Origin of the sequence: Microbacterium sp. che218 (genome assembly GCF_040436305.1) — a bacterium.
GTDB classification, from domain to species: domain Bacteria; phylum Actinomycetota; class Actinomycetes; order Actinomycetales; family Microbacteriaceae; genus Microbacterium; species Microbacterium algihabitans.
The window spans coordinates 2,401,003-2,425,480 of sequence record NZ_AP031501.1 but is presented as its reverse complement, the minus strand read 5'-3'; the positions used below and the strand labels follow the sequence as shown (position 1 = coordinate 2,425,480).

Genomic DNA, 24,478 nt, shown 5'->3' with positions numbered 1-24,478 from the left:
GGTCAGTCCTTCACGGCACCGGCGGTCACACCGGCGGCCACATAGCGCTGCGCCATCACCAGCAGGATCGCGGCGGGGATGGAGGCGACGACTGCGGTCGCCATGATCGCGTTCCACTGGGTGGTGTTGTTGCCGATGTACGCGTAGATACCGAGCGTCACCGGCTTGAACGGACTGTTGCGGGCGAGGGTCGAGGCGAAGATGAAGTCCGACCATGCCCAGAGGAACGCGAAGAGGCTGACGGTGATCACCGAGTTGCGGCTCATGGGGAGCACGATCGAGACGAAGGTGCGCCAGGCGCCGGCGCCGTCGACACGCGCTGCCTGCAGGAGTTCACGCGGGAGGCCCGACATGAAGGCCGTGAACAGCAGCACTCCGAACGGCACCGCGATGGTCGAGTCGGCCAGGATGAGGCCGCCCAGGCTGTTGAGGAGCCCGAGCCGCACGTAGATCGCGTAGAAGCCCATCGCCATGACCACTGCGGGGATCATCTGGGCGACGAGGAGGATGAAGTTCAGCGACCGTCCTCCCCGCAGGTTGAGCAGAGCGATGGCGTACGCGGCCGGCGCGGAGATGACGACGGTCAGGATGACGCATCCCAGCCCGATCAGCAGGCTCGTCCCGAGGTTCGGGAGCTGCTGGCGGAAGACCGCCTCGAAGCCTTCGAAGGTCGGGTCGAGGGGGAAGATGTGCGGCGGGTTCGCGCGCAGGTCCTGCGTCTTGGTGAGCGAGACGTTCACCATCCAGTACACGGGGAAGAGCATGAGCGCCGTCAGAACGACGCCGACGATCACCTTCCACCAGGAGCGTTGGAGAGTCATGAGTTCACCTCGCGGCGCTGGATGCGCAGGTAAAGGAAGCCGAAGATCAGGGCGATGACGATGAGGAGGTTTCCCACGGCCGACGCGGGCGACAGGTCGGGCTGACCCGTGCCGAACGCCTCGCGGTAGGACCAGATGGCCAGAGTGGTCGACGAGTTGGCGGGGCCGCCCGTGGTCATGATCCAGATGATGTCGACGACCTTCAGGGTGTAGACGAGGCCGAGGAGCAGGGTGATCGCGGACACCGGGCGCAGAAGCGGGAACGTGATGCTCCAGAACTTCCGCCACGCTCCGGCGCCGTCGAGTGAGGCCGCCTCGTAGAGGTCGATCGGGATGTTCTGCAGCCCCGCGTAGAGGATCACGAGGTTGAACGGGATGCCGAGCCAGATGTTGGCGATGATGACCGACATCAGGGAGAAGTCGGGCGAGGTCAGCCAGTTGATCTGCGGTCCGCCGAATGCGGTCAGCACCGAGTTGATGATGCCCGAGTCGCTGTTCATCATCCACGACCAGGTGGAGGCGGAGACGATGAGCGGCAGCAGCCACGGCACGAGGAACAGTCCGCGAAGGACGCCCGCCAGGGGGAAGTTGCTGCGGAAGAACACGGCCAGTGCGAGACCGAGCACGTACTGGAAGACGAGGGAGATCAGGACGAAGACGGCGGTGTTCGCCAGAGCCGTTCCGAAGAGCGGCGAGGAGATCACGTCGATGTAGTTCTTGAGTCCGACGAACTCGGCATTGCCCTGCACGAACGCGCGGACCGTGTAGTCGTGGACGCTCAGGTCGATGCTGCGTATCAGCGGGAAGGCGTAGAAGACGAGCAGGTAGGCCACGAGGGGGGCGGCGAACGCGAACGCGGTCCATCGCGAGCCGAGCAGTCGGGCCGGCCGGCGCTTGCGGTCGTCCGGTACGACGACCGAAACGGTGTCGGACGTGGTCCGCTGCGGGTGTGTGAATGATGTTGCGGTCATGGGTCTTTTCGCTTGTCTTCGAGACGACCGGGGTGCTCGGGGCGGGCGAGATACGCGGGCCCGCCCCGAGCGGGGGGAGCCGGCTTACTCGCCGGTCTTGGCCGCGGCCTCCTGCTGGGCGGTGTCGAGTGCCGCCTGCGGGGTGGTCGCGCCCGAGAGAGCGCTCTGGACCGCGGTCCACAGCTGCTCGGAGATCACCGGGTACTTGGTGCCGAGGTTGTCGCTCGTGCGCCCCTTGGCCGCCTGCACGGCCGAGACCCAGGTGTCGAGCTCGGGGTGCTCGGCGAGCAGGGCCTTCTGGCCGTCCTCGGTCGGCGGGATGTAGTACGCGAAGGTGTTGGCGGTCTCGACGAAGCCGTCGGAGGTCGTCATGCACTCGATGATCTTGCGGGTGGTGTCGTAGCGCGCGGTGTCCTGCTGGACGGGCGCGATGATGAATTCACCACCGGTCGGCGCGGGGGCGGCTCCGCCGTCCTTCGCCGGCAGGGTGATGATGCCGGTCTTGAACGGCGCCTTGGCCGCGCTGTTGACCTGCCAGGTGCCGTTCTCGGCGAACGCGAATCCACCGGTCAGGAACTCCTCCCAAACGGTGTTCTGCGAGTTTGTGATGACCGAGTTGGGGGCGTACCCCTTGTCGAGCCATCCCTTCCAGAGGTTGAGCGCGTCGACGGCAGCGCTCGAGTCGAGCTCGTCGAGATTGGCGCCGGCGCCCCAGAACCAGGGCAGGAACTGGAACGAGCCCTCTTCGGTGTTCAGCGCCGAGAACGTGATCCCCTTGTTGCCGGTGGCCGAGACGGCGGCCAGCGCGGCGGTGAGGTCGTCCCAGTTCTTGATCGATTGCGGGTCGACGCCGGCTGCGGAGAGGATGTCGGCGTTGTAGTACAGAGCGAGGGTGTTCGCGCCGATCGGGATGCCGTAGGTCTTGCCGTCGAGCTGACCGGCGGCGAGCAGGTTGGCGTCGATCTTCGACGTGTCCAGGCCCAGCTCGTCGGTGGTCGAGACCATGCCGGTGTCGGCGAGGGTCGACACCGCGGGGTTGTCGAGCAGGATGATGTCGGGCGAGTTGTTCTCCTGCGCGGCGAGCAGTGCCTGGTTGGTGAGCGCGGTGGTGTCGTACGCGGTGCGCTGGATGGTGACTCCCGCCTCGGTTCCGCACGCCTGAACGCGGTTGGCCCAGTCGGAGCCCTCCTCGTGCTGCGGGTACGGATCCCACCAGGTGTAGGTGCCACCGGCGTCGGTCGAGTCGGCGTCGCCGCCGCCCGTACCGGCGCAGCCGGCGAGTGCACCGACGGCGATCGCCGCGGTCGTCAATGCGACGAGGCGTCGCAGGTGTCGGTTGATCATCAGTTCCTCCTTGAACGTGCGGCCAGACGGGTGAAGGCCGCGGTGCAGTTGTGCGGTGTGTGGTGGGGTAAGGGGCGACGGCGAAGCCGTCACGCGGGGGGAGCAGCGGTGGAACCGCGGTCCAAGATCTTCGGGGGCGTGAGCTCGACGACGCGTGCGTCGGCCTCGCCCTGGATGTGGGCGACCAGCTGCTCGACGGCGCGGCGCCCGAGTTCGGCCGCCGCGCTGTCGACGGAGGAGTAGGGCAGCGAGAAGGTGCGTGCGAAGTCGTCCGAGTAGCGACCGATCACCGACAGGTCTTCGGGGACGCGCAGGCTCCGCGCGGACAGCACGCTGGGGAGTGCGGCCGCGGCGGCTTCGTTGTTCAGGAGCAGACCCGTGGCGTCGGGGTGCGTCTCGAGCAGGCGAGCCAGGTCGGTGCCGACCTCGGGCTGGCTCGACGCGCTGTGGTGGGCGTGAAGTCGGATGCCGAGCTCTTCGGCGCGGGCACGCGCGGCGTCGGCGAGGCGCCAGACGTAGGCGCCGCCGCGCTCCACGACGTGCTGGGGCTGCGACACGAGGATGATCTCCCGGTGGCCCAGGGAGTGAAGGTGGTCGACCATCAGCGCGCCGGTCGCTTCGAAGTCGAGGTCGAAGACGTCGAGTCCCCGGGGGTCTCCGGGGAGACCGACGAGAGCGCCGGGCTGGCCTGCCTTTCGCAGCACCTCGAGGCGGCTGTCGTGCTCGGCCACGTTCAGCAGCACGAACCCGTCCACCATGCGGGAGTTGGAGATGCGCCGCAGAGCGGCGACCCCGTCGGGTTCCGTCACCAGCAGCGTGTCGTATCCGAGGTCGCGCGCCCGGTCGGTGACGCCGAGGATGTACTGCATCATCGCCGGAGCGAATTCGTCAGCGTAGAACTGCGCGAGGAGTGCGATCACGTGAGTCTGCGACGTGGCGAGTGCTCGCGCTCCCGCGTTCGGGGTGAAGTTCAACGACCGGATGACCGAGTCGATCTTGTCGCGGACCTCGGGTGAGATCGGCCGCTTGCCGGAGAGGGCGTACGAGACCGTGCTGCGGGAAACGCCCGCAGCCTTCGCCACATCACCAATCGTTACCACTGTCTGCTCCATCGCTGTCGAACCGGTTCTACTTCGAACCGGTTCGACCATAAATGACGAATCTTGCGAAGGCAAGACCGACATTTCCAGAATCTGTTTTCGGGCCGACGCCGGCCGCCCGGGGGCAGTCGGGGGATGCGGGAGAGGCGCGCCCGCGGGGATCGACCGGCCCGCCGACGATGCCAGGGGCGAATCGACGCGCTTCGATCTTTTCCTTGACGAGCGCGGACTGCTCTGCCTACCTTGAACGTACCGGCTCATCGTCGAACCGGTTCGATGATCCGGAGCGATGCGGACCCCCAACCCGCAGCGGACCCCCCTCGCGACCCCGAACGGGGTCGTCACCTGCGAAGGAGCAGTTGTGAAATACAGATTCTCGGTACCCACCGCCGCCGCGGTCGGCGTACTGGCCGCGGCGCTGCTCGTGCCCGTCCAAGCCGCGAACGCGGTCGGCCACACCCTCACCATCGATGCCGGTGCCGTTCTGCGCCCGGTCACCCACGTCGCCGCGGGAGGTCTTTACGGCATCTCCGATGCCTCGACACCGTCGGCGTCGATCCTCCAACCGCTGAGCCTGCGCCAGCACACCCAGCCGCCCCCGGGTGTGCAGCAGCTCGGAAACGGCGCGACGACTCCTGCGGGCGATGCGCTCAAGGTGGCCTCGACCGTGATCGCCACGGGTGGACAGCAGTACATCCGCATGCCCGACATCTACCCGGACTTCCCGTACAAGTGGGTCAGCTGGGACGACTGGCTCCAGAAGGTCAACAAGATGGTCGACGACCGTCTCGCCGCCGGCTCGACCACGAACATCAACGGTTGGGAGATCTGGAACGAACCCGACGGCACCTGGGACACCCAGAAGGCGGGACCGTACAACGACGGATGGACCCGCACCTATCGCGCCATCCGCGCCAAGGACACCGTCACGCCGATCATCGGCCCCGGAACGACCATCTACAACCCGAGCTTCATGCGGTCGTTCCTCGAGAACGCGAAGGCCACCAACACCCTCCCCGACGTCATCGTGTGGCACGAGCTCTCGCAGGGATGGCGAGACATCGACGAGCACGTCGCGGACTACCGGGCTCTCGAACGCAGCCTCGGCATCTCACCGCGCCCGATCTCGATCAACGAGTACGCGTGGCCCGACCAAGTGGATGTGCCCAGCGCCGCGCTGCACTACATCTCGCAGTTCGAACGCACGGGCGTGCATGATGCAGAGCGGGCCTACTGGTTCGAAGCCGGCACCATGAACGGCCTGCTCTACAACGGCCAGCCCACCGCCTCGTACTGGATGTACAAGTGGTACGGGGAGATGGCCGGCAACATGCTGCCCGTGACGGCGGATGCCGATCTCGACGGCATCGCCTCACTCGACAGCACCCGGAAGATCACCAACGTCGTGTTCGGCGGCGACTACGGCGACAACACGGTCCGCGTGAACAACCTCACGGGCTTCGGGAGCACGGTGAAGGTCGTCCTGTCGTCGACGCCGGCAACCGGACGAGCCGTGAACGTCGCGGCGCCGACCACCATCTCGACGCAGTCGCTCCCGGTGGTGAACGGTTCCGTGTCGATCCCCGTCAACGGGATGGACGCGCGTCAGAGCTACCAGGCCCTCATCACTCCTGTGAACGGCCCGACCACCGCGACCCAGCAGGTGTACGAGGCCGAGAACGCGACCGTCGTGAACGCCGACATCCGCACCTCGAGCTCGGCGTCCAACGGCTCGTACGTCGGAGGCATCGACGGTACCGCCGACATGCGCTCGCAGAGCTTCGTCGACTTCACCGTGAACGTCCCGGCGGCGGGTTCTTACAACCTCGGCATCCGCTACGCGAACGGGACCGGCAGCACCGCCACTCAGGGTCTGGCCTACAACGGCGGAGCCTGGTCGACCATCTCCTACCCCGCCACCGGGTCGTGGGGCACCTTCGACAGGTCGGTGACGACGTCTGTGACCTTGAAGGCCGGATACAACGTCATCCGACTCGCCAAGGGGTCGCCGGGCTTCGCCGGGGGAACCGGGTTCGCGGAGATCGACTCGATCTCCGTCACACCGAGATAGGAGACGCCCGCCGGCGATCCGCCTGCGCCGGACGGGCAGAGCCGGCCGCCTCGCTCGGGTGAGTCGGTGAGAAAGAAGAGGGGGGGATGCCGCGGCATCCCCCCCCTTCTTCCGTGTTACTCGACGATCTCGGCCTCGATCACGTCGTCGTCCCCGGGTCCTTCCGAAGCGGGACCGGTGCTCACGAGCATGAGCGAATCGCCGTCGCTGGCCACGTCGACCCGCACGACATCTCCATCGCGCACGGTTCCGGCGAGGATCGCCATCGCGAGGCGGTTCTGGATCTCGGTCTGGATCAGACGCCGCAGCGGACGGGCGCCGTACACCGGGTCGTAGCCACGTTCGGCCAGCCACGACCGGGCGTCGGGGGTGACCGCGAGGCTCAGCCGACGCTCGCGCAGCCGCTTGTGCAGCGCGTCGACGGCGAGCTCGACGATCTGCGCGAGGTCGTCCTGGCTCAGGGCCTGGAAGATCACGATGTCGTCGAGACGGTTCACGAACTCGGGCTTGAACGCCTGTCGCACCAGCGCCTGCACCTGCTCGCGCTTGGTGTCCATCGACAGCGTGGGGTCGATGAGGATCGGCGAGCCGAGGTTCGAGGTGAGGATCAGGATGACGTTGGTGAAATCGACCGTGCGGCCCTGCCCATCGGTCAGGCGACCGTCGTCCATGACCTGCAACAGCACGTCGAACACCTCGGGGTGCGCCTTCTCGACCTCATCGAGCAGCACGACCGAGTACGGCCGACGCCGCACGGCCTCGGTCAACTGACCGCCCTGCTCGTAGCCGATATAGCCCGGAGGGGCACCGACCAGGCGCGAGACGGAGTGCTTCTCGCCGTACTCCGACATGTCGATGCGCACCATGGCGTGCTCGTCGTCGAAGAGGAAGTCGGCGAGCGACTTCGCCAGCTCGGTCTTGCCGACACCGGTCGGGCCGAGGAACAGGAACGAACCGACCGGCCGGTGCGGGTCGCTGATGCCCGCACGGGAGCGGCGCACGGCATCCGACACCGCCTTCACCGCATCGCGCTGGCCGATCAGGCGCTTGCCGAGCTCGCGCTCGAGGTTGAGGAGCTTCTCGGTCTCGCCCTGCAGCAGGCGTCCGACCGGAATGCCCGTCCACGCCGCGATGACGGCTGCGATGTCTTCGTCGGTCACCTGTTCATTGACCATTCGGTCGCCGGCCGGATCTTCGCGCTCGGCGGTCATCAGCTCGCGCTCGAGAGCGGGGATCTCGGCGTAGAGGAGTCGCGAAGCGCGCTCGAGGTTGCCCTCGCGCTGCGCGCGCTCGGCGTCGACGCGCGCGGCGTCGAGGCGGGTCTTCAGGTCGCCCACGCGGTTGAGCGAGGCGCGCTCGCGCTCCCACCGGGCCTGCAGCTCGTCGAGCTTGGCCTGTTCGGCGCCGAGGGTCTCGCGCAGGGTGGCGAGGCGCTCCTTCGAGGCGGCGTCCTTCTCCTTCTTCAGCGCGAGCTCTTCGAGCTTGAGGCGGTCGACGTGGCGACGCAGTTCGTCGATCTCGAGGGGCGCCGAGTCGATCTCCATGCGCAGGCGCGAGGCCGCTTCATCGATCAGGTCGATCGCCTTGTCGGGCAGCTGACGCGAGGGGATGTACCGGTTGGAGAGGGATGCGGCGGCGACCAGCGCGGCATCCGCGATCGCGACTTTGTGGTGCGCCTCGTAGCGCTCCTTGAGCCCGCGCAGGATCGCCACCGTGTCTTCGACCGTGGGCTCGCCGACGTACACCTGCTGGAAGCGCCGTTCGAGCGCCGCGTCCTTCTCGATGAACTCGCGGTACTCGTCCAGCGTCGTGGCACCGATGAGCCGCAGCTCGCCTCGGGCGAGCATGGGCTTGAGCATGTTCGAGGCCGCGACCGAGCCCTCGCCGCCGCCCGCGCCCATGAGCACGTGCAGCTCGTCGATGAACGTGATGATGCGTCCGTCGGACTCGGTGATCTCTTTGAGGACGCTCTTCAGGCGCTCCTCGAACTGGCCGCGGTACATCGCGCCGGCGACGAGCGCCGAGATGTCGAGCGAGACGAGTTCTTTGTTCTTGAGGCTCTCGGCGACGTCGCCCGCGACGATGCGCTGGGCGAGACCTTCGACGACGGCGGTCTTGCCGACGCCGGGTTCGCCGATGAGCACCGGGTTGTTCTTCGTGCGCCGGGTGAGCACCTGGCTGACGCGGCGGATCTCGCCGTCGCGCCCGATCACGGGGTCGAGCTTGCCCTGGCGGGCCCGATCGGTGAGGTTGATGCCGAATTGCTCGAGGGCGCTGCGCGCGTCCTCCTGCCCCGGCTGTTGCGTGGCGTTCATGTGGTCTCCTGAAAGTCTGTTCGCAAACTTGAGTTGCGTGGACTCAATTTTAGCAGCGCGACGGGCGGAGGGCAACGGATGCCGAGATGCCGCCGGATCCGTCCGGACGGCCGTCGCGCGCGACGTTGCGGCTGTGTGCGTTTCGTCAGGATCGCTGAACGCGCTCCGCTCGCGGTGCACGCTTGAGGGGTGGATGAATCCGACAGTCGCACCATCGCCGCCGCCACCTCCTTCGAGGGGGAGAGCGAGTCGAGCGTGATCCTCGGATACAACTGACGCCGGCGGGCCACCGCCCTTCCACCCCATGCAGAAGGGCGGCGGCCCGCCGGTCACCCGCGACATCCACCGCCCTGCTGCGCGCGCGGCGCGGCTCAGGCAGGGACGGCTTCGGGCGACACCGCGCGTTCTTCGCTGCACGAGAAGCGCGCTCGGTAGGCCGTCGGGGTCAGTCCCATCGTTCGGGCGAAGTTCTGCCGCAGCACCGCCGCCGAGCCGAAGCCGCACTCCGCCGCGATGCGATCGAGACCGAGGTCGGTCTCTTCGAGCAGACGCTGCGCGTGCAGCAAGCGCTGACGAGCGAGCCAGGCCGCCGGGGTCGCACCGAGGTCGGCCTTGAACCGGCGCGCGAAGGTCCGCGGTGACATGTGGGCGCGAGCGGCGAGCCGGTCGACCGAGAGCTCGGCATCGAGGTTCTGCAGCATCCACTCGGTCACCGGCGCGAGCGAGAGAGACGTGTCGATCGGGATGGGCGACGCGATGAATTGCGCCTGGCCCCCGTCGCGCTGGGGGGCGACGACCATGCGACGGGCGATGCGGTTGGCGAGCTCGGAACCGAGCTCCTGCCGCAGCAGGTGCAGGCACGCGTCGAGGCCCGCGGCGGTGCCGGCGCTCGTGATGATGTTGCCGGACTGCACGTAGAGCACGTCGGGATCGACCTCGATCTCGGGATACATGCGCGCCATCGTGTCGGCGTAGCGCCAGTGCGTGGTGGCCCGTTTGCCGTCGAGAACTCCGGATGCCGCGATCACGAACGATCCGCTGCACACGCTCAACAGCCACGAGCCGCGGGCGTGCGCGGCGCGCACCACCTCGATCACCCGCTCGTCGACGGCCTCCCACTGCGACCGCGGGATCGGGGCCAGGACGAGGATGTCGACGCCCGCCGCCGCCTCGAGACCGTGCTCGACGTTGATCGAGAAGCCGATGTTCGACGACACGACGCCGGGGTCGGGTGCGACGATGCGGAAGTCGAAGTTCGGGATGCCGTCGTCGCTGCGGTCGAGGCCGAACGCCTCGCAGGCGAGACCGAATTCGAACGGGGCGAACCCCGGCTGGACGACGACGGCGACCGAGCGCATGCGCACCTCCGGTGTGGCAGGAATCTTACGAACTGCGTCCATCATGCCACTCGCGGGCGCAATTCCTCTAGACGTAGCTTTTCTGCCATGGCATATCTGATCGCACTCGGCATCCTGTCCCTCATCGGCATCGTCGCGACCGCGTGGGTCGTGCGAACCGACGGCTACGGCCGCATCCCCACCGATCCCTCACGCGTCTCCCCGGCGGAACGCCCCGCCCGCGCCGCAGCTCCGGTCACCTCGGAGCCCGCGGTGACGCGCGTCGTGGCATCGCCGACCACGGCCCCGCTGCGCGTCGTCCGCGCCGACTGAGCCCCGACGGCATCCGCCATCCGTCCGAGGTGCGGGCGCCGCGTGCGTCGGCGCGGGTCAGCGGCCGGCCGCGACCGCCCGCTCGTACACCTCGACCATCGCACCCGTGCGCGACGACTGACGGAAGCGCTCAGCGATCGACGGGTCCGGTACGACGGGGGTGCCGGCGGTGATGTCGGATGCCGCGCGGGCCAGCGCCTCGGCGAGGGCCGCGGTCGTGGCATCCGCCACCGTCCACGTCCCCGACCCCAGCTCGGCCGCGATGTCGGGATCGCTCACCACGGCGGGGGTTCCGAGCGAGGCCGCCTCGAAGATGGTCATCCCCTGCGTCTCGAAGCCGATCGAGGTCTGCACCACCGCATCGGCAGCGGCGAGGCGGGCGAGGGTCTCGGGGTACGACAGGCGCCCGGCGAAGGTCACGGTCGCCCGCGGCGCGGCGCGCTCGATGAGACGCTTCGCCTTCGCGAGCTCGGCACCCCCGCCGACGACCTCGACCTCGGCGTCGATGCCCGACGTCACGACCGCCTCGAGGAAGGGAAGCAGTCGCTTCTCGGGGCTCATGCGCCCGAGCCAGATGAAGCGCGGACGACCCTCCGCGCGCACGGCAGGCCCGGCGGCGAGGGCAGCGTCGAGCACGTCGTCGTCGATGCCGTTCCAGATCACGTCGACGCGCGGGGCGACACCATGGCGCTCGAGACGGCGCGCGAAGTGGCCGGAGGGAGCCGTCACCGCTCGCGACAGGCGCGCGAGCTGGTGGAGGAACGCCCACCCGTCCGTCCGTGAGCGGGCCGAAGAGGTCGGATTCTGCGCGGTATGCCCCGACGCCGCCCGCGGCAGGGCCCGGCGCGCCCAGGCGTTCAGCGCGCGCAGCACGAGGCCGGGGAACGGAGCCGTCGCCTCGATCCCCACGTCGACGCGGTTGTGCATCGTGTGCACGACGGGCAGCCCGTGCCGCGCGGCGTACCGGTGCCCGATGAAGGCCCCCCAGAAGTCGGCCTGCACGTGGACGACGTCGACCGGCAGGCGCGCGCCCATCTCGGCATCCAGGAACCGATCGGTGCGGACACCCGGCCAGGTGAGCGCGTACTCGCGATCGGGAGTGATCGCGATCGAGGGGAGGTCGAGGTACGCGGGATCGTGCGCACCCGGGCGCGGAAGACGCGGGGCGACGACGGTGACGACGTGCCCGGCGCGCTCCAGGAAACGCTTCTGCAGGCGCATCGAGACCTGCGCGCCGCCGAGCGACTCCAGGTGCTGGTCGGCGAACATGACGACGTGCACGGGCTTACTCCGGCAGGGGTCGACCGCGGTACAGCGCCTCGAAGGTGTCGAGCGTGCGGGTGATGTCGTGCACGGCGACCGCAGCGAGCGACGCCCGCTGCATGCGCGTGCGCTCATCCGGTGCGGCCGTGAGCACATCGGTCAGACGCGCGGCGAGCTCGTCGGCGTCGCCCGGCTCGAAGAGGTAGCCGTTCTCCCCGTCGTGCACGAGGTGCGGGAGCGCCACGGCATTGGCCGCGACGATCGGCAGACCGGATGCCATGGCCTCCATGGTCGCGATCGACTGCAGCTCCGCGATCGAGGCGATGGCGAACACGCTGGCACGCGAGTACAGCGCGCGAAGGTCTTCTTCGGACGCGTGGCCGTGGAACGTGACCCGCGATGCCACGCCGAGCTGCTGGGCGAGCGCCTCGAGCTTGGCGCGCTGGTCGCCGCCGCCGACGATGTCGAAGCTCGCGTCGAGGGCGGGGTCGAGCTGCGAGAGGGCCTTCAGCACGACGTCGATGTGCTTCTCGGTCGTCAAGCGGCCGACGAAGAGGATGCGGTTCGCATCGCGCGGCGTCAGGTCGGGCGAATAGTTCGAGCGATCGATGCCGCACGAGATGGGGATGACACCCGAGATGTCGATCGTCGACTCGAGGAAATCGGCGGCCTTGCGCGTCGGGGTCGTCACGGCGCGCGTCATCTTGAAGGTGCGCTCGGCGTCGGCCCACGCGAGCTTCACGAAGATGCGGTCGAGGAAGTCGGGGAGAGTGGTGAAGTCGAGGATGTTCTCGGCCATCACGTGGTTCGTCGCGACGACGGGGATGCCGCGCTTGCGCGCCTCGCGGGCGAGACCACGACCGATGATGATGTGCGACTGGATGTGCACGACGTCGGGCTTGACCTCGTCGAGCACGACGCGGGCGTAATGCTTGCCGCGCCACGGCAGCACGAACGTCAGCCAGTCGTGCGGAAGGAAGCGATAGGCCGGGAGACGGTGCATCACCATCTTCTCGCCCTCGATCACCTCGGTCGCGGTGCCGGCGTTGCCGTGCCCGACGCTCGGCGCGGAGACGTGCACGTCGTGACCGCGCGCGACGAGGCCAGCGGCGAGGCGCTCGGCGAAACGAGCGGCGCCGTTGACGTGCGGCGAGAAGGTGTCGGCACCGATGAGGATGCGCAAAGGACGATCGGCGGCGGGCGCGGGGGTGTCGGCGGGCGTCGCAGGAGTGGTCACGAGGGGTGAGGCCTATCTATGCGGCGGACGGGTCGCACGGTACGGGTGTTGCGCGGTCCACCCTACCGGAGCGGCTTTCGCACTCCCGGGGACCGTCCACAGGGTCGGCCGGCGCCGGGCGCGGCGAACCCCACGCGTCGGTGAAGGGGCGGTGCGGGCCCGCGGGCGCGGCCGGAGTCGGGCCCCAGCCACGGTTTGGGGCGGCACGCAACAGCGCGGCGCCTGCGGCACCGCGCGCCGGAGCATGACGACGCCCGCCCGGCGCGGGGCCGAGCGGGCGTGGTCCTGCCGTGCAGCGGGGCGATCAGCCCTCGCCGTCGAGGCGCCGGTCGGGCACGGGTGAGCCCTGCGCCGGGCGCGGCGGGCCGTCGACGCCCGCGGCCGCCGGAACCTCGGCCGCCGCGACCGCCATCGCCGACACCACCACGGCATCGTCGTTCGCCGGGGCGTGCTGCGGGTCGGCGGCGCGCTGCGCGTCGGCCTCGACCGCGTCGAGGTCGGATGCCGCCTGCTCGAACTGCGAGCGGTAGAGGCGGTAGTACGCGCCCTCGACCGCGATGAGTTCGTCATGCGTGCCCTTCTCGACGATGTCGCCGTGCTCCATCACGAGGATGAGGTCGGCGTCGCGGATCGTCGACAGGCGGTGCGCGATCACGAACGAGGTGCGTCCCTCGCGCAGCGCCGCCATCGCCTGCTGCAGCAGCAGCTCGGTGCGGGTGTCGACCGACGAGGTCGCCTCGTCGAGGATCAGCACCGAGGGCCGGGCGACGAATGCCCGCGCGATGGTGATCAACTGCTTCTCGCCCGCCGAGACGTTGGCGGCGTCTTCGTCGAGCACGGTGTCGTAGCCCTCGGGCAGCGAGTGCACGAACTGGTCGACGCGCGTGGCCACCGCGGCCTCGACGATCTCGTCGTCGGTCGCGCTTTCGCGCCCGTAGCGAATGTTGTCGCGGATGGACCCCGCGAACAGCCACGGGTCTTGCAGCACCATGCCGGTGCGCGAGCGCACGTCGTCGCGGCGCAGTTCGGCGATGTCCTGCCCGTCGAGCAGGATGCGCCCGCCGTCGAGCTCGTAGAACCGCATGATCAGGTTCACCAGCGTCGTCTTGCCGGCACCGGTGGGTCCCACGATCGCGACCGTCTGGCCGGGCTCGACGCGGAACGACAGGTCGGTGATGAGCGGGCGGTCGGGCGAGTACGAGAACCGCACGTTCTGGAACTCGATGACCCCGCGACCCTCGGCGTGGGTCGGGGCGTCATCGGCATCCGGCTCCTGCTCTTCGGCGTCGAGGAGCGCGAAGACCCGCTCGGCGGAGGCGGTGCCCGATTGGACCACCGCGGCCATGCCACCCAGCTGCGACAACGGCTGCGTGAACTGCTGCGAGTACTGGATGAAGGCCTGCACGTCGCCGAGGCGGATCTGGCCACCGGCCACCATGAGACCACCGAGCACGGCGATGCCGACGTACGTGAGGTTTCCGACGAACATCATGCCGGGCATGATCATGCCGGAGAGGAACTGCGCCTTGAAGCTGGCCTGGTAAAGCTCCTCGTTCTCGGCCTCGAACTTCTCGCGGGCGTCCTTCTCGCGGCCGTACACCTTGACCAGCGCGTGGCCCGAGAACGACTCCTCGACGCGGGCGTTGAGGCGGCCGACCTTCTTCCACTGCTCGCCGAAGGCCTTCTGCGACTTCGGGCCGATGACGCCGAAGATCACCGCCATGAGCGGCAGCGAGACGAGGGCGACGAGAGCGAGCTGCCACGAGATCGTGAACATCATGATGAGCACACCGACGACGGTGAGCACCGACGTGAGCGCGCTGGAGAGCGACTGCTGCATTGTCTGCGTGATGTTGTCGATGTCGTTGGTGACCCGGGAGATCAGCTCGCCGCGCTGCACCTTGTCGAAGTACGACAGCGGCAGGCGGTTGATCTTCGCCTCGACGTCTTCGCGCAGGCGCCACATGGTGCGCACCATGATGACGTTGATGACGTAGCCCTGGATCCACGACAGCAGCGACGAGCCGACGTAGATCGCGAGCACCGTCACGATCACGACGCGCAGGGCGTCGAAGTCGACGCCGGCACCGACGGAGAAGTTGCCCATCGCCCCGACGATGTTGGCGATGTCGTTCTGCCCCGCAGCGCGCAGAGCGTCGACGACCTCGGCCTGCGAGGTGCCGGCGGGGAACTGTTGCGCGAGTCCCTTCGAGACCACGCCTTCGAAGATGATGTTGGTCGCGTCTCCGAGCACGCGCGGCGCGAGCACGGCGAGCACGACGCCGATCGCGCCGAGGATCGACACGAACACGAAAGCGGCGGCGTACGGCCGAAGGAGGCCGATGAGGCGCCGGAAGCTCGGCCCGAAGTTCGAGGCCTTGCCGGGCGCGACGCTGTCCCAGCTGCCGGAGTTCAGGCGCGCCTGCTCGGCGAGCTCGAGTTCTGCGCGTTCTTCTTCGCTGAGGGCGTCTGCGGTGCTCATGCCTCGACCCCCAGCTGCGACTCGACGATCTCGCGGTAGGTGGCGCTGGTGGCCAGCAGCTCGTCGTGCGTGCCGAGGCCGGCCATGCGGCCGTCTTCGAGCACCATGATGCGGTCGGCACCCGTGATGGTCGACACGCGCTGCGCGACGACGATCTTCGTCACCTCGGGGAGTTCGCGCCAGAGGGCTTGTCGCAATCGGGCGTCGGTACTGAGGTCGAGCGCCGAGAACGAGTCGTCGAAGACCAGTACCGCCGGACGGTGCACGATGGCCCGCGCGATCGCGAGGCGCTGCCGCTGACCGCCCGAGACGTTGGTGCCGCCCTGGGCGATGCGCCCCTCGAGCCGACCCTCCATCGCCTCGACGAAGTCGCGACCCTGTGCGATCTCGAGAGCGTGCCAGAGCTCGTCGTCGGTGGCATCTTCGCGTCCGAACCGGAGGTTCGAGGCGACGGTGCCACTGAACAGGAACGGACGCTGCGGAACGAGCCCGATGCTCTTCCACAGCACGTCGAGGTCGGCCTCGCGCACGTCGACGCCGCCGACGCGCACGGCGCCCGAGGTCACGTCGAACAGTCGCGGGATGAGCGAGACGAGGGTCGTCTTGCCGGCGCCGGTCGAGCCCACGATTGCGACCGTCTCGCCGGGGCGCGCGGTGAAGCTGATGCCCGAGACGACCGGCGACTCGGCGCCCGGGTAAGCGAAGGCGACGTCGTCGAACTCGACCGCACCCGGTTCGGGCAGACGCTCGACGGGGTTCGCCGGACGCTCGAGGGTCGAGCGGCTGTCGAGCACCTCGCCGATGCGCTCGGCCGACACGGCGGCGCGAGGGATCATCACCGTCATGAAGCTGGCCATGAGCACGCCGCCGAGGATCTGCGCCACGTACTGGATGAAGGCGAACAGGGTGCCGATCTCGACCCCGCCGGCGTCGACCTGGATGCCGCCGAACCAGATGACGCCCACCACGGTGACGTTGAGCACGAGCATCGCGAGGGGGAACAGCAGCACGAACAGCGAGCCGACCTTGCGGCCGACGACGAGGATGTCGGTGTTGGCCTCGCGGAAGCGCTCTTCTTCGATGCGCTCGCGCACGAAGGCGCGCACGACGCGCACGCCGGTGAGCTGCTCGCGCATGACGCGGTTCACGCCGTCGAGCTTGGTCTGGTAGCTGCGGAACAACGGGACCATGCGCGCGATGATGAGGCCGGCGGCGATGACCAGCACGGGCACGGCCACCGCGATGAGCCAGCTGAGCCCGACGTCTTGCTGCAGCGCCATGATGATGCCGCCGATGGCCAGCAACGGGGCGCTGACGAGCATGGTGGCGCCCATCATCGCGAGCATCTGCACCTGCTGCACGTCGTTGGTGTTGCGGGTGATCAGCGACCCCGCGCCGAACTGCGACAACTCGCGCTCGGAGAAGCCGCTGACGCGCTCGAAGACGTCGAGGCGGATGTCGCGGCCGGCGGCCATCGCCGCCCGCGCGGCGAAGTACGTGGCGATCACGGATGCCACGATCTGCCCGAGCGAGATGACGAGCATGAGCCCGCCGCGCGACCAGATGAAGCCGGTGTCGCCCTGGGCGACGCCGAGGTTGATGATGTCGGCGTTCAGACGCGGCAGGTACAGCGTCGCGACCGCGGACGCGGCCTGGAAGACGAGGATGGCGACCAGCAGCCAGCGATAGCGCGCGAGATAGCGGATGAGGAGTTTGCCGAGCACGAGGCCCTCCGAGAGATCGACGCGGTCGCGATGACCGCGAACTACAGCCTGGCACCGACCTCCGACATCGGCGACCCCTCCGGCTGTGGGAGCGTTCTCTCGTCGCGAACGCGGCCGATCGGCATCCGTCTCACAGGCCCCGGATCGTAGGCTGAGCGCATGTCTCGACTGCAGGCCGACGCTCCCGCCGACCTCTGGGTGCCCGTGACCGGTTCCCTCGGATTCCGCGGACGCCGCCACCGGAAGGCGGCGATCGGAATGCTGCTCAGCCAGGCCAATCAGGCCGCCGGCGCCGCGCCCCGCCCCGGCGGCGGCGCCTTCGCGTGGATCCTGAGCCAGGCGGCGCCGCTGCTCATGCGCCGCGCGGGCGGACGCGTGCTCGTGTGGGTGTGGAAGAGCGACCCCGAACTGCTCGTCGTCATGGCGCAGCTGCAGGAGGCCACGCCCCAGTTGCGCACGGCGCGGGCGATGATGCCGATGGAGTACGACGACACCGAGTCGTTCCGCAATCCGCACCTCGGCGTCGGCGAGAAGCTCGCGATGCCCCTGCCGAGCGACCCGAAGACGCCGCCGTTCGCCACGTACACGTGGGACACCGGCTCGCATTTCGTGACCGTCACCGCCGTGTGCTCGGACCGCCAGCGCTTCGGCACGGTCATCGACGCGGTGGATGCCGTGGCACGCACGATCCGTGTGGTCGACGACCTTCAGCTGGGCGAGGCGCCGACCGTGCTGCGGATCGATCCGGCCTGACGCGAGAGACGTGGACGAGCCCGTCGGAGCGCCGCGCGCCCGCGGCATCCGGGTCCCTTCGACGAGCTCAGAGACCTCGACCCGTTCAGGGGCCTCCGCCGAGTCGGGTCAGTCGTCGTGCATGTCGCGCGGACGCCACAGCACGATGTCGGTGGCACGGCGCACGCGGGCACCGTGGCGGAGCGTGATGACCGAGCCCGTCGCCCCGGCCGCGAACACGCGGGCACCGGGGCGCGACTGACGCTCGATCGTCAGCTGGCGTTCGAGATCGCTCACGCGACGCGCCAGATCGTGCACCTGCTCCTCAAGCGCGAGCAGACGTGCGATGGCGGGGAGGCTCATGCCCTCGCCCGACAGACGCGCGACCTCGCGCAGCTGCTGCACGTGTCGGCTCGAGTAACGCCGCGAACCGCCCTGCGTGCGCGCGGGCACGACGAGGCCGAGCCTGTCGTACTGCCGCAGCGTCTGCGGGTGCATGTTCGACAGCTCGGCGGCTGCGGCGATGGCGAAGATCGGGGCGTCTTCGTCGATCTCTCTTTCGGACACGTCTTCACCTCTTCCGTCGTGCCGGGTGCGGTGCCGGGTTCTCGGCATCCTGTCGTATCGGATACCGAGAACTTCGGCGACTCGCGTGTGTTTATCGCGCCTTGGACATCAGGTCGGCGCGGGGGTTCTCTTTCGGCTCGAGCTCATGGAAACGCTCGAGGGCTTCGCGCGCCGCGTCGTCGAGGTGGGCGGGCACCGCGACCTGGACCTCGGCGAGCAGGTCGCCGGTGCCCTTCGTGGTGGAGATCCCGCGACCTTTGACGCGGAGCACGCGCCCCGACGGGGTGCCGGGGGCCACGCGCAGGCGCACGGGGTCTCCCCCGAGCGTCGGCACTTCGATCGTCGCGCCCAGTGCCGCCTCGGTGAAGGTGACGGGCACGGTGATGCGCAGGTTGAGTCCGTCGCGTGTGAAGACCGGGTGGGGACGCACGGCCACGGTCACGACGATGTCGCCGCTCTCGCCGCCGTCGGGAGATTTGCGCCCACGGCCCCTTAGCCGGATCTTCTGCCCGTCGGACACGCCGGCGGGGATCTTCACCTTGAAGGGCACGTTGTCTTCACCCGCGAGGGTGATCGTCTCTCCCTTGGCCGCCGTGACGAAGTCGATCGTCGTCCGCGCGGAGACGTCGGCGCCCTTCTGCGGGCCGCCGAATCCACGGAATCCGCCCGTCGTCTGCCCGAACCGGCCGGAACCGAAGCCCCCGCCCTGCTGGTCGAACATCGTGAAGAAGTCGTCGAAGCCGCCCTGCGGCTGCCCCCGACCCTGACCGAATCGACTGAAGACGTCGTCGAAACCGCCACCCGCCCCGGCCCCGGGAGCCGAGAAGCGCGCCCCCGAGCCCATGGCCCGGATCTGGTCGTACTCCTCGCGCTGTTCGGGGTCGTTGAGCACTGAGTAGGCCTCGCTGATCTCCTTGAACTTCGCTTCGGCCTTCGCGTCTCCCGGGTTCGAGTCGGGGTGGTACTGGCGCGCGAGCTTGCGATACGTCTTCTTCAGATCGGCAGCGCTGACGCTCTTGTCGACACCGAGGACTTTGTAGAAGTCCTTGTCGAACCAGTCCTGACTCGCCATAGCTCCCCTTAGGTCCCTGAGCCTGTCGAAGGGTCGGCCGGCACGGCGACGACGACCTTGGCCGGTCGCAGTTCGACCGAACCGAGGCGGTAGCCGACCTCGACGACCTCGAGGATCGTGGTCTCGGTCACGCCGGGAGTGGGGGCCTGGAAGATCGCCTCGTGCTGCTGCGGGTCGAACACGTCGCCCACGGCGCCGTACGACACCACACCGAGGCGCTCGGCCACGGCGCGCACCTTGTCGCCGATCGCGGAGAGGGGGCTGCCCTCGACGAGGTCGCCGTGCTTGGCGGCGCGGTCGAGGTCGTCCATGACGGGCAGCAGGCCCTTCACGGCCTCGCCCTTGGCGCGCTCGATCTCGCGCTCGCGCTGCTCCTCGGTGCGCCGACGGTAGTTGGCGTACTCGGCCTGCAGGCGCTTGAGATCGATCAGCAGCGAGGCCTCCTTGTCGGAGGAGGCTCCTTCTGCGGCCGCCTCGGGCGCCTGCTCGGCGCCGAGGATGTCGTCGATGGTCAGGCCATCGGCATCCGATTCTGAAGACTCAGGCTGGTCGCCCGACGGCGCGGGGCCGGAGGTGTTCTCCTCCGGCCCCGTCTCGTCAGGACCGGCGCCCGAGCCCGTGGGCTGTTCGTCGTCCTTGTGTGCCATGGTCTCTGCTTACTTCTTCTCGTCGGGGTTCTCGTCGTCGACGACCTCGGCGTCGATGACGTCTTCCTCGGGGTTCGGCGTCTCGCCGTTGCCGGGCTGGCCCACATTCGGGTCGCCCGCTGAGCCTGTCGAAGCGTCACCCGCGGCCTGCGAAGAGGCGTAGATGGCCTCGCCGAGCTTGCCCTGGCTGGCGTTCAGCTTGTCGAACGCGGCCTTGACCGCGTCGTCGTCGTCACCGGCGAGAGCCGTCTTGAGCGCGTCGACGTCGCCCTGCACCTCGGTCTTGACCTCGGCGGGGAGCTTGTCGTCGTTCTCCTTGATCAGCTTCTCGATCGAGTACGACAGGGTCTCGGCCTGGTTGCGGGTCTCGGCGGACTCGCGACGCTTCTTGTCGTCGGCCGCGTTCTCCTCGGCCTCGCGCACCATGCGCTCGATGTCCTCCTTGGGCAGCGACGAGCCGCCCGTGATGGTCATCGACTGCTCCTTGCCGGTGCCCTTGTCCTTCGCCGAGACGTGGACGATACCGTTCGCGTCGATGTCGAAGGTGACCTCCACCTGCGGGATTCCGCGGGGAGCCGGCGCGATGCCGGTGAGCTCGAAGGTGCCGAGCGGCTTGTTGTCGCGGGTGAACTCGCGCTCGCCCTGGAAGACCTGGATCGCGACCGACGGCTGGTTGTCGTCGGCGGTGGTGAAGGTCTCGCTGCGCTTGGTCGGGATGGCCGTGTTGCGCTCGATGAGCTTGGTCATGATGCCGCCCTTGGTCTCGATGCCGAGGCTCAGGGGGGTGACGTCGATGAGCAGGACGTCCTTGCGCTCGCCCTTGAGGACACCGGCCTGCAGGGCTGCGCCCACGGCCACGACCTCGTCGGGGTTCACGCCCTTGTTGGCGTCCTTACCGGTCTCCTTCTTGACCAGCTCGGCGACCGCGGGCATGCGGGTCGAGCCGCCGACGAGCACCACGTGGGCGATGTCGTCGACCTTCACGCCGGCCTCGCGGATGACGTCAGAGAAGGGCTTGCGGGTGCGGTCGAGGAGGTCCTTGGTGAGGTCCTCGAACTTGGCGCGCGTGAGGGTCTCGCTGAGCGAGACGGGGCCCGTGTCGGTGAGCGACAGGTACGGCAGGTTGATGCTGGTCGAGGTCGAGCTCGACAGCTCCTTCTTGGCCTGCTCGGCCGCTTCCTTCAGACGCTGCAGGGCGATCTTGTCGCCCGAGACGTCGACACCGGTCGTGTCCTTGAACTGCTTGATGAGGTAGTCGACGACGCGCTGGTCCCAGTCGTCTCCACCGAGGCGGTTGTCACCCGAGGTGGCGCGCACCTGAATGGTGGAGAAGTCGTCGTCCTTGCCCACCTCGAGCAGCGAGACGTCGAACGTTCCGCCACCGAGGTCGAAGACGAGAATGAGCTCGTCTTCCTTGCCCTTGTCGAGGCCGTAGGCGAGGGCCGCGGCGGTGGGCTCGTTGATGATGCGCAGCACGTTGAGGCCCGCGATCTCGCCGGCCTCCTTGGTGGCCTGACGCTCGGCGTCGTTGAAGTACGCGGGGACGGTGATGACGGCATCCGTCACGCTGTCACCGAGGTACTCCTCGGCGTCGCGCTTGAGCTTCTGCAGGATGCGGGCCGAGATCTCCTGCGGCGTCCACTTCTTGCCGTCGACGTCGAAGGTCCAGTTCGTGCCCATGTGACGCTTGACGCTCGAGATGGTGCGGTCGACGTTGGTCACGGCCTGACGCTTGGCGGTCTCTCCGACGAGCACCTCGCCGTCCTTCGTGTACGCGACGACCGAGGGGGTCGTCCGGAAACCCTCGGCGTTGGCGATGACCTTGGGCTCGCCACCCTCGAGCACGCTCACGACGGAGTTGGTCGTACCGAGGTCGATTCCCACTGCACGGGGCATATGTGTCTCCTTGCTTGTGAGCACGGCCGTTGCCGCACTCGGGGTTCTGGTGAAAGTCTCTGCGCGGGTTGAGCCGCGATGACTCAAGGTTATCCGACCCCCTTCGCGAGGTCAAGGTGACTTGATATGAATTGGCTCAACTTCCGGATGCCGCGTGCAAGAGTTGCGCACCACAGGGCGGATCGACGTCGTCTCGGCATCCGGATGCCATGTGTCGCGCTCGCGCGAGGTGCCGCGGTTGCGCCGTGTCCCGGTACCTCGCTTTGGGGCGGATTCCGCCGTTCGGGGCGGCATTTTCACGCCCCGAACGACAGGATCCGCCCCGAAACGAGGGACGCGGCGCCCTCCGTGGCCCCGGGGCCACGGTCCCCGCCCCGGGGCCACAAACCACGCCCCAGAAACCCCGACGGCCGGCTCGAGCACCCCGGGGCCACGAACCACGCCCCAGAAAGCCGACGACCGGCTCGAGCACTCCGGGGCGACCCCCACGGCCCCGGGGCCACGGTCCCCGCCCCGGGGCCACTTTCAACGCCCCAGCCAGGGCGCCGCGGACCGCCACACGCTCAGCGAGCCGCGCCCCCACCACGCACGACGCCCCCGCACCCGCAACGAGGTACAGGGGCGTCGAACGGATGCCGTGACTCAGTCGCGATCGCGATCGCGGCGCTGCGGCCGGTCGCTGCGCTTGGCGGAGCGGCCGCCGGCGTCGAGGCGCAGGTCGATCAGCTGGCCCGAGATCCGCGTGTCGGCGAGGCGGTCGATCGTGTCGCTCGAGAGGTCGACGGGCAGCTCGACGAGCGAGAAGTCCTGACGGATCTGGATCGCACCGAAGTCGTTGCGGCGCAGGCCACCCTCGTTGGCGAGGGCGCCGACGATCTGACGGGGCTCGACGCGCTGACGACGACCCACCGCGATGCGGTACGTCGCGAAGCGGCCGGAGGTGTCGCGGCGCGGGCCGGCGTCGCGGGATCCGCCGTCGCGCGAGCCACCGTCGCGCGAGCCACCGTCGCGCGAGCCACCGTCGCGCGAACCGCCGTCGCGGGCGGGACGCTCGCTGTCGAAGCGCTGCTGGCGGAAGGCCTCGGCCTCGAGCAGCAGCGGGGTGTCGCCCTGGGCGACCACGGCGAGAGCTGCGGCCACGTCGGCCTCGGGCACGTCGTGGTGCGCCACGTAGTGGGCGACCACGTCGCGGAACGTCGCGATCGCGGCGGTGTCTTCGAGGGCCGTGGTGATGGCGTCGTCGAAGCGCGTCAGGCGCGTGGCGTTGACGTCGTCGACGCTCGGCAGCGACATCTCGGTCAGCGGCTGGCGCGTCGCCTTCTCGATCGCGGTGAGCATGCGGCGCTCGCGCGGGGTGACGAAGCTGATCGCGTCACCGGTGCGGCCGGCGCGGCCCGTGCGGCCGATGCGGTGCACGTACGACTCGGTGTCGATGGGCAGGTCGTAGTTGACGACGTGGCTGATGCGGTCGACGTCGAGACCTCGCGCGGCCACGTCGGTGGCGACGAGGATGTCGAGCTTGCCGCTCTTGAGCTGGTTGACCGTGCGCTCGCGCTGCACCTGGGCGACGTCGCCGTTGATCGCTGCGGCGGTGTAACCGCGGGCGCGCAGCTTCTCGGCGACCGTCTCGGTCTCGTTCTTGGTGCGGGTGAAGACGATCATGCCCTCGAAGTTCTCGACCTCGAGGATGCGCGTGAGGGCGTCGATCTTCTGCTGGTACGACACAATCAGGTAGCGCTGGGTGATGTTCGTCGAGGTCGCGGTCTTGGTCTTGACCGTGATCTCTTCGGGGTTGTTCAGGTACTGCGCCGAGATGCGGCGGATCTGCGCCGGCATCGTGGCCGAGAACAGTGCGACCTGCTTCGTGGCGGGGGTGTCGGCGAGGATCGTCTCGACGTCTTCGGCGAAGCCCATCTTGAGCATCTCGTCGGCCTCGTCGAGCACGAGGTACTTCAGCTCGCTCAGGTCGAGGGTGCCCTTGTCGAGGTGGTCCATGATGCGACCGGGGGTACCGACGACGATGTCGACGCCGCGGCGCAGGGCCGACAGCTGCTGGCCGTAGCCCTGGCCGCCGTAGACCGGCAGCACCGAGACGCCCTTGATGTGCGCGGCGTACTTCTCGAACGCCTCGCACACCTGCAGCGCGAGCTCGCGGGTCGGCGCGAGCACGAGGGCCTGCGGGTTCTTGTGGCCGGTCTCCATCTGCGACAGCACGGGCAGCGCGAACGCGGCGGTCTTGCCGGTACCGGTCTGGGCGAGGCCGACGACGTCGCGGCCCTGCAGCAGCACGGGGATCGTGGCGGCCTGGATCGCGGACGGGGTCTCGTAGCCCACGTCCTTGAGGGCCTTCAGCACAGCGGCATCCAGTCCCAGATCGGCGAAGGTGAGCGATTCGGGGGTGGTCTCGGCTTCAGTGGAGTCGACGGGGGTTTCGGATGCCATGACTCCACGGTAGTCTCCTCCGCGCTCGCGCGCGGGCCGAGGTCTAGCCTGAGGGCGTGCGCCGACGATGGCGCGGCTGCCTCGCCCGCCGAACCGGGCGTTCACCGAAGGACCCTAGCGTGAC

General features: G+C 68.8%; 18 protein-coding genes. 3 read left to right on the top strand and 15 right to left on the bottom strand.

All coding sequences use genetic code 11. From position 1 onward, the window contains the following. Positions 1 to 2 precede the first annotated feature (2 nt). The 4 genes from ABXS86_RS11475 to ABXS86_RS11460 all read right to left on the bottom strand — a co-directional run bounded on the left by ABXS86_RS11475 (position 3) and on the right by ABXS86_RS11460 (position 4,218). A complete protein-coding gene (locus tag ABXS86_RS11475) occupies positions 3 to 821 on the bottom strand; it encodes a carbohydrate ABC transporter permease (protein ID WP_353664531.1) in 819 nt (272 codons plus the stop codon). After that, the gene (locus ABXS86_RS11470; protein ID WP_353664530.1) at positions 818 to 1,792 is read right to left on the bottom strand and encodes a carbohydrate ABC transporter permease; all 975 of its coding nucleotides are present in this window, start codon (positions 1,790 to 1,792) and stop codon (positions 818 to 820) included. The genes ABXS86_RS11475 and ABXS86_RS11470 overlap by 4 nt, the downstream gene beginning before the upstream one ends. A gap of 84 nt (positions 1,793 to 1,876) precedes the next feature. Then, positions 1,877 to 3,136 (bottom strand): extracellular solute-binding protein, encoded by a 1,260-nt coding sequence (locus tag ABXS86_RS11465; RefSeq protein ID WP_307207150.1) that lies wholly within the window; start codon positions 3,134 to 3,136, stop codon positions 1,877 to 1,879. 89 nt (positions 3,137 to 3,225) lie between these two features. Beyond that, positions 3,226 to 4,218 (bottom strand): LacI family DNA-binding transcriptional regulator, encoded by a 993-nt coding sequence (locus tag ABXS86_RS11460; protein ID WP_307207152.1) that lies wholly within the window; start codon positions 4,216 to 4,218, stop codon positions 3,226 to 3,228. A gap of 379 nt (positions 4,219 to 4,597) precedes the next feature. On the opposite strand from ABXS86_RS11460, the gene ABXS86_RS11455 reads away from it, so the two are divergent. Further along, complete coding sequence (locus ABXS86_RS11455) at positions 4,598 to 6,307, top strand: CBM35 domain-containing protein (protein ID WP_307207154.1); 1,710 nt, start codon at positions 4,598 to 4,600, stop codon at positions 6,305 to 6,307. Between the two features lie 116 nt (positions 6,308 to 6,423). On the opposite strand, the gene ABXS86_RS11450 is transcribed toward ABXS86_RS11455, so the two are convergent. Beyond that, positions 6,424 to 8,622, bottom strand: coding sequence for an ATP-dependent Clp protease ATP-binding subunit (locus tag ABXS86_RS11450; RefSeq protein ID WP_353664529.1), 2,199 nt, complete (start codon positions 8,620 to 8,622; stop codon positions 6,424 to 6,426). Positions 8,623 to 8,993: 371 nt separating this feature from the next. Then, positions 8,994 to 9,980 carry a GlxA family transcriptional regulator gene (locus ABXS86_RS11445; RefSeq protein WP_353664528.1) on the bottom strand — a complete coding sequence of 329 codons (987 nt, stop codon included), beginning with the start codon at positions 9,978 to 9,980 and terminating at the stop codon, positions 8,994 to 8,996. 87 nt (positions 9,981 to 10,067) lie between these two features. Here ABXS86_RS11445 and ABXS86_RS11440 point away from each other — a divergent pair, with 87 nt between their 5' ends. Then, entirely contained in the window at positions 10,068 to 10,292 is a 225-nt protein-coding gene (locus tag ABXS86_RS11440; protein ID WP_353664527.1) for a hypothetical protein, read from the top strand. Between the two features lie 57 nt (positions 10,293 to 10,349). On the opposite strand, the gene ABXS86_RS11435 is transcribed toward ABXS86_RS11440, so the two are convergent. From ABXS86_RS11435 to ABXS86_RS11420, 4 genes are all read right to left on the bottom strand, one after another. After that, entirely contained in the window at positions 10,350 to 11,573 is a 1,224-nt protein-coding gene (locus ABXS86_RS11435) for a glycosyltransferase (RefSeq protein ID WP_353664526.1), read from the bottom strand. A 4-nt stretch (positions 11,574 to 11,577) separates the two neighbouring features. Further along, positions 11,578 to 12,792 (bottom strand): glycosyltransferase, encoded by a 1,215-nt coding sequence (locus ABXS86_RS11430; protein ID WP_353664525.1) that lies wholly within the window; start codon positions 12,790 to 12,792, stop codon positions 11,578 to 11,580. A 304-nt stretch (positions 12,793 to 13,096) separates the two neighbouring features. After that, positions 13,097 to 15,274 carry an ABC transporter ATP-binding protein gene (locus ABXS86_RS11425; protein ID WP_353664524.1) on the bottom strand — a complete coding sequence of 726 codons (2,178 nt, stop codon included), beginning with the start codon at positions 15,272 to 15,274 and terminating at the stop codon, positions 13,097 to 13,099. Then, the gene (locus tag ABXS86_RS11420; protein WP_251509239.1) at positions 15,271 to 16,998 is read right to left on the bottom strand and encodes an ABC transporter ATP-binding protein; all 1,728 of its coding nucleotides are present in this window, start codon (positions 16,996 to 16,998) and stop codon (positions 15,271 to 15,273) included. The genes ABXS86_RS11425 and ABXS86_RS11420 overlap by 4 nt, the downstream gene beginning before the upstream one ends. A gap of 159 nt (positions 16,999 to 17,157) precedes the next feature. Here ABXS86_RS11420 and ABXS86_RS11415 point away from each other — a divergent pair, with 159 nt between their 5' ends. Beyond that, positions 17,158 to 17,751, top strand: a complete 594-nt coding sequence (locus ABXS86_RS11415; protein ID WP_144831452.1) for a hypothetical protein — start codon at positions 17,158 to 17,160, stop codon at positions 17,749 to 17,751. A 108-nt stretch (positions 17,752 to 17,859) separates the two neighbouring features. Here the strand turns inward: ABXS86_RS11415 and ABXS86_RS11410 are convergent, their stop codons facing one another. From ABXS86_RS11410 to ABXS86_RS11390, 5 genes are all read right to left on the bottom strand, one after another. Next, positions 17,860 to 18,297, bottom strand: a complete 438-nt coding sequence (locus ABXS86_RS11410; RefSeq protein WP_307207172.1) for a heat shock protein transcriptional repressor HspR — start codon at positions 18,295 to 18,297, stop codon at positions 17,860 to 17,862. Between the two features lie 91 nt (positions 18,298 to 18,388). After that, positions 18,389 to 19,369: a DnaJ C-terminal domain-containing protein gene (locus ABXS86_RS11405; RefSeq protein WP_307207174.1), complete on the bottom strand. Its 981-nt coding sequence runs from the start codon at positions 19,367 to 19,369 to the stop codon at positions 18,389 to 18,391. Positions 19,370 to 19,377: 8 nt separating this feature from the next. Next, positions 19,378 to 20,016: a nucleotide exchange factor GrpE gene (locus ABXS86_RS11400; RefSeq protein WP_353664523.1), complete on the bottom strand. Its 639-nt coding sequence runs from the start codon at positions 20,014 to 20,016 to the stop codon at positions 19,378 to 19,380. A gap of 9 nt (positions 20,017 to 20,025) precedes the next feature. Continuing rightward, positions 20,026 to 21,912 (bottom strand): molecular chaperone DnaK, encoded by a 1,887-nt coding sequence (gene dnaK / locus ABXS86_RS11395; RefSeq protein WP_353664522.1) that lies wholly within the window; start codon positions 21,910 to 21,912, stop codon positions 20,026 to 20,028. Between the two features lie 642 nt (positions 21,913 to 22,554). Continuing rightward, a complete protein-coding gene (locus tag ABXS86_RS11390) occupies positions 22,555 to 24,354 on the bottom strand; it encodes a DEAD/DEAH box helicase (protein ID WP_353664521.1) in 1,800 nt (599 codons plus the stop codon). Between the last annotated feature and the right edge of the window lie 124 nt (positions 24,355 to 24,478).

What these genes read in the sequence shown, in the direction of transcription:
- ABXS86_RS11475 (WP_353664531.1), bottom strand. Translation starts at nt 821, where the DNA reads ATGACTCTCCAACGCTCCTGGTGGAAGGTGATCGTCGGCGTCGTTCTG.
- ABXS86_RS11470 (WP_353664530.1), bottom strand. Translation starts at nt 1,792, where the DNA reads ATGACCGCAACATCATTCACACACCCGCAGCGGACCACGTCCGACACC.
- ABXS86_RS11465 (WP_307207150.1), bottom strand. Translation starts at nt 3,136, where the DNA reads ATGATCAACCGACACCTGCGACGCCTCGTCGCATTGACGACCGCGGCG.
- ABXS86_RS11450 (WP_353664529.1), bottom strand. Translation starts at nt 8,622, where the DNA reads ATGAACGCCACGCAACAGCCGGGGCAGGAGGACGCGCGCAGCGCCCTC.
- ABXS86_RS11445 (WP_353664528.1), bottom strand. Translation starts at nt 9,980, where the DNA reads ATGCGCTCGGTCGCCGTCGTCGTCCAGCCGGGGTTCGCCCCGTTCGAA.
- ABXS86_RS11440 (WP_353664527.1), top strand. Translation starts at nt 10,068, where the DNA reads ATGGCATATCTGATCGCACTCGGCATCCTGTCCCTCATCGGCATCGTC.
- ABXS86_RS11425 (WP_353664524.1), bottom strand. Translation starts at nt 15,274, where the DNA reads ATGAGCACCGCAGACGCCCTCAGCGAAGAAGAACGCGCAGAACTCGAG.
- ABXS86_RS11415 (WP_144831452.1), top strand. Translation starts at nt 17,158, where the DNA reads ATGTCTCGACTGCAGGCCGACGCTCCCGCCGACCTCTGGGTGCCCGTG.
- ABXS86_RS11405 (WP_307207174.1), bottom strand. Translation starts at nt 19,369, where the DNA reads ATGGCGAGTCAGGACTGGTTCGACAAGGACTTCTACAAAGTCCTCGGT.
- ABXS86_RS11400 (WP_353664523.1), bottom strand. Translation starts at nt 20,016, where the DNA reads ATGGCACACAAGGACGACGAACAGCCCACGGGCTCGGGCGCCGGTCCT.
- dnaK (WP_353664522.1), bottom strand. Translation starts at nt 21,912, where the DNA reads ATGCCCCGTGCAGTGGGAATCGACCTCGGTACGACCAACTCCGTCGTG.
- ABXS86_RS11390 (WP_353664521.1), bottom strand. Translation starts at nt 24,354, where the DNA reads ATGGCATCCGAAACCCCCGTCGACTCCACTGAAGCCGAGACCACCCCC.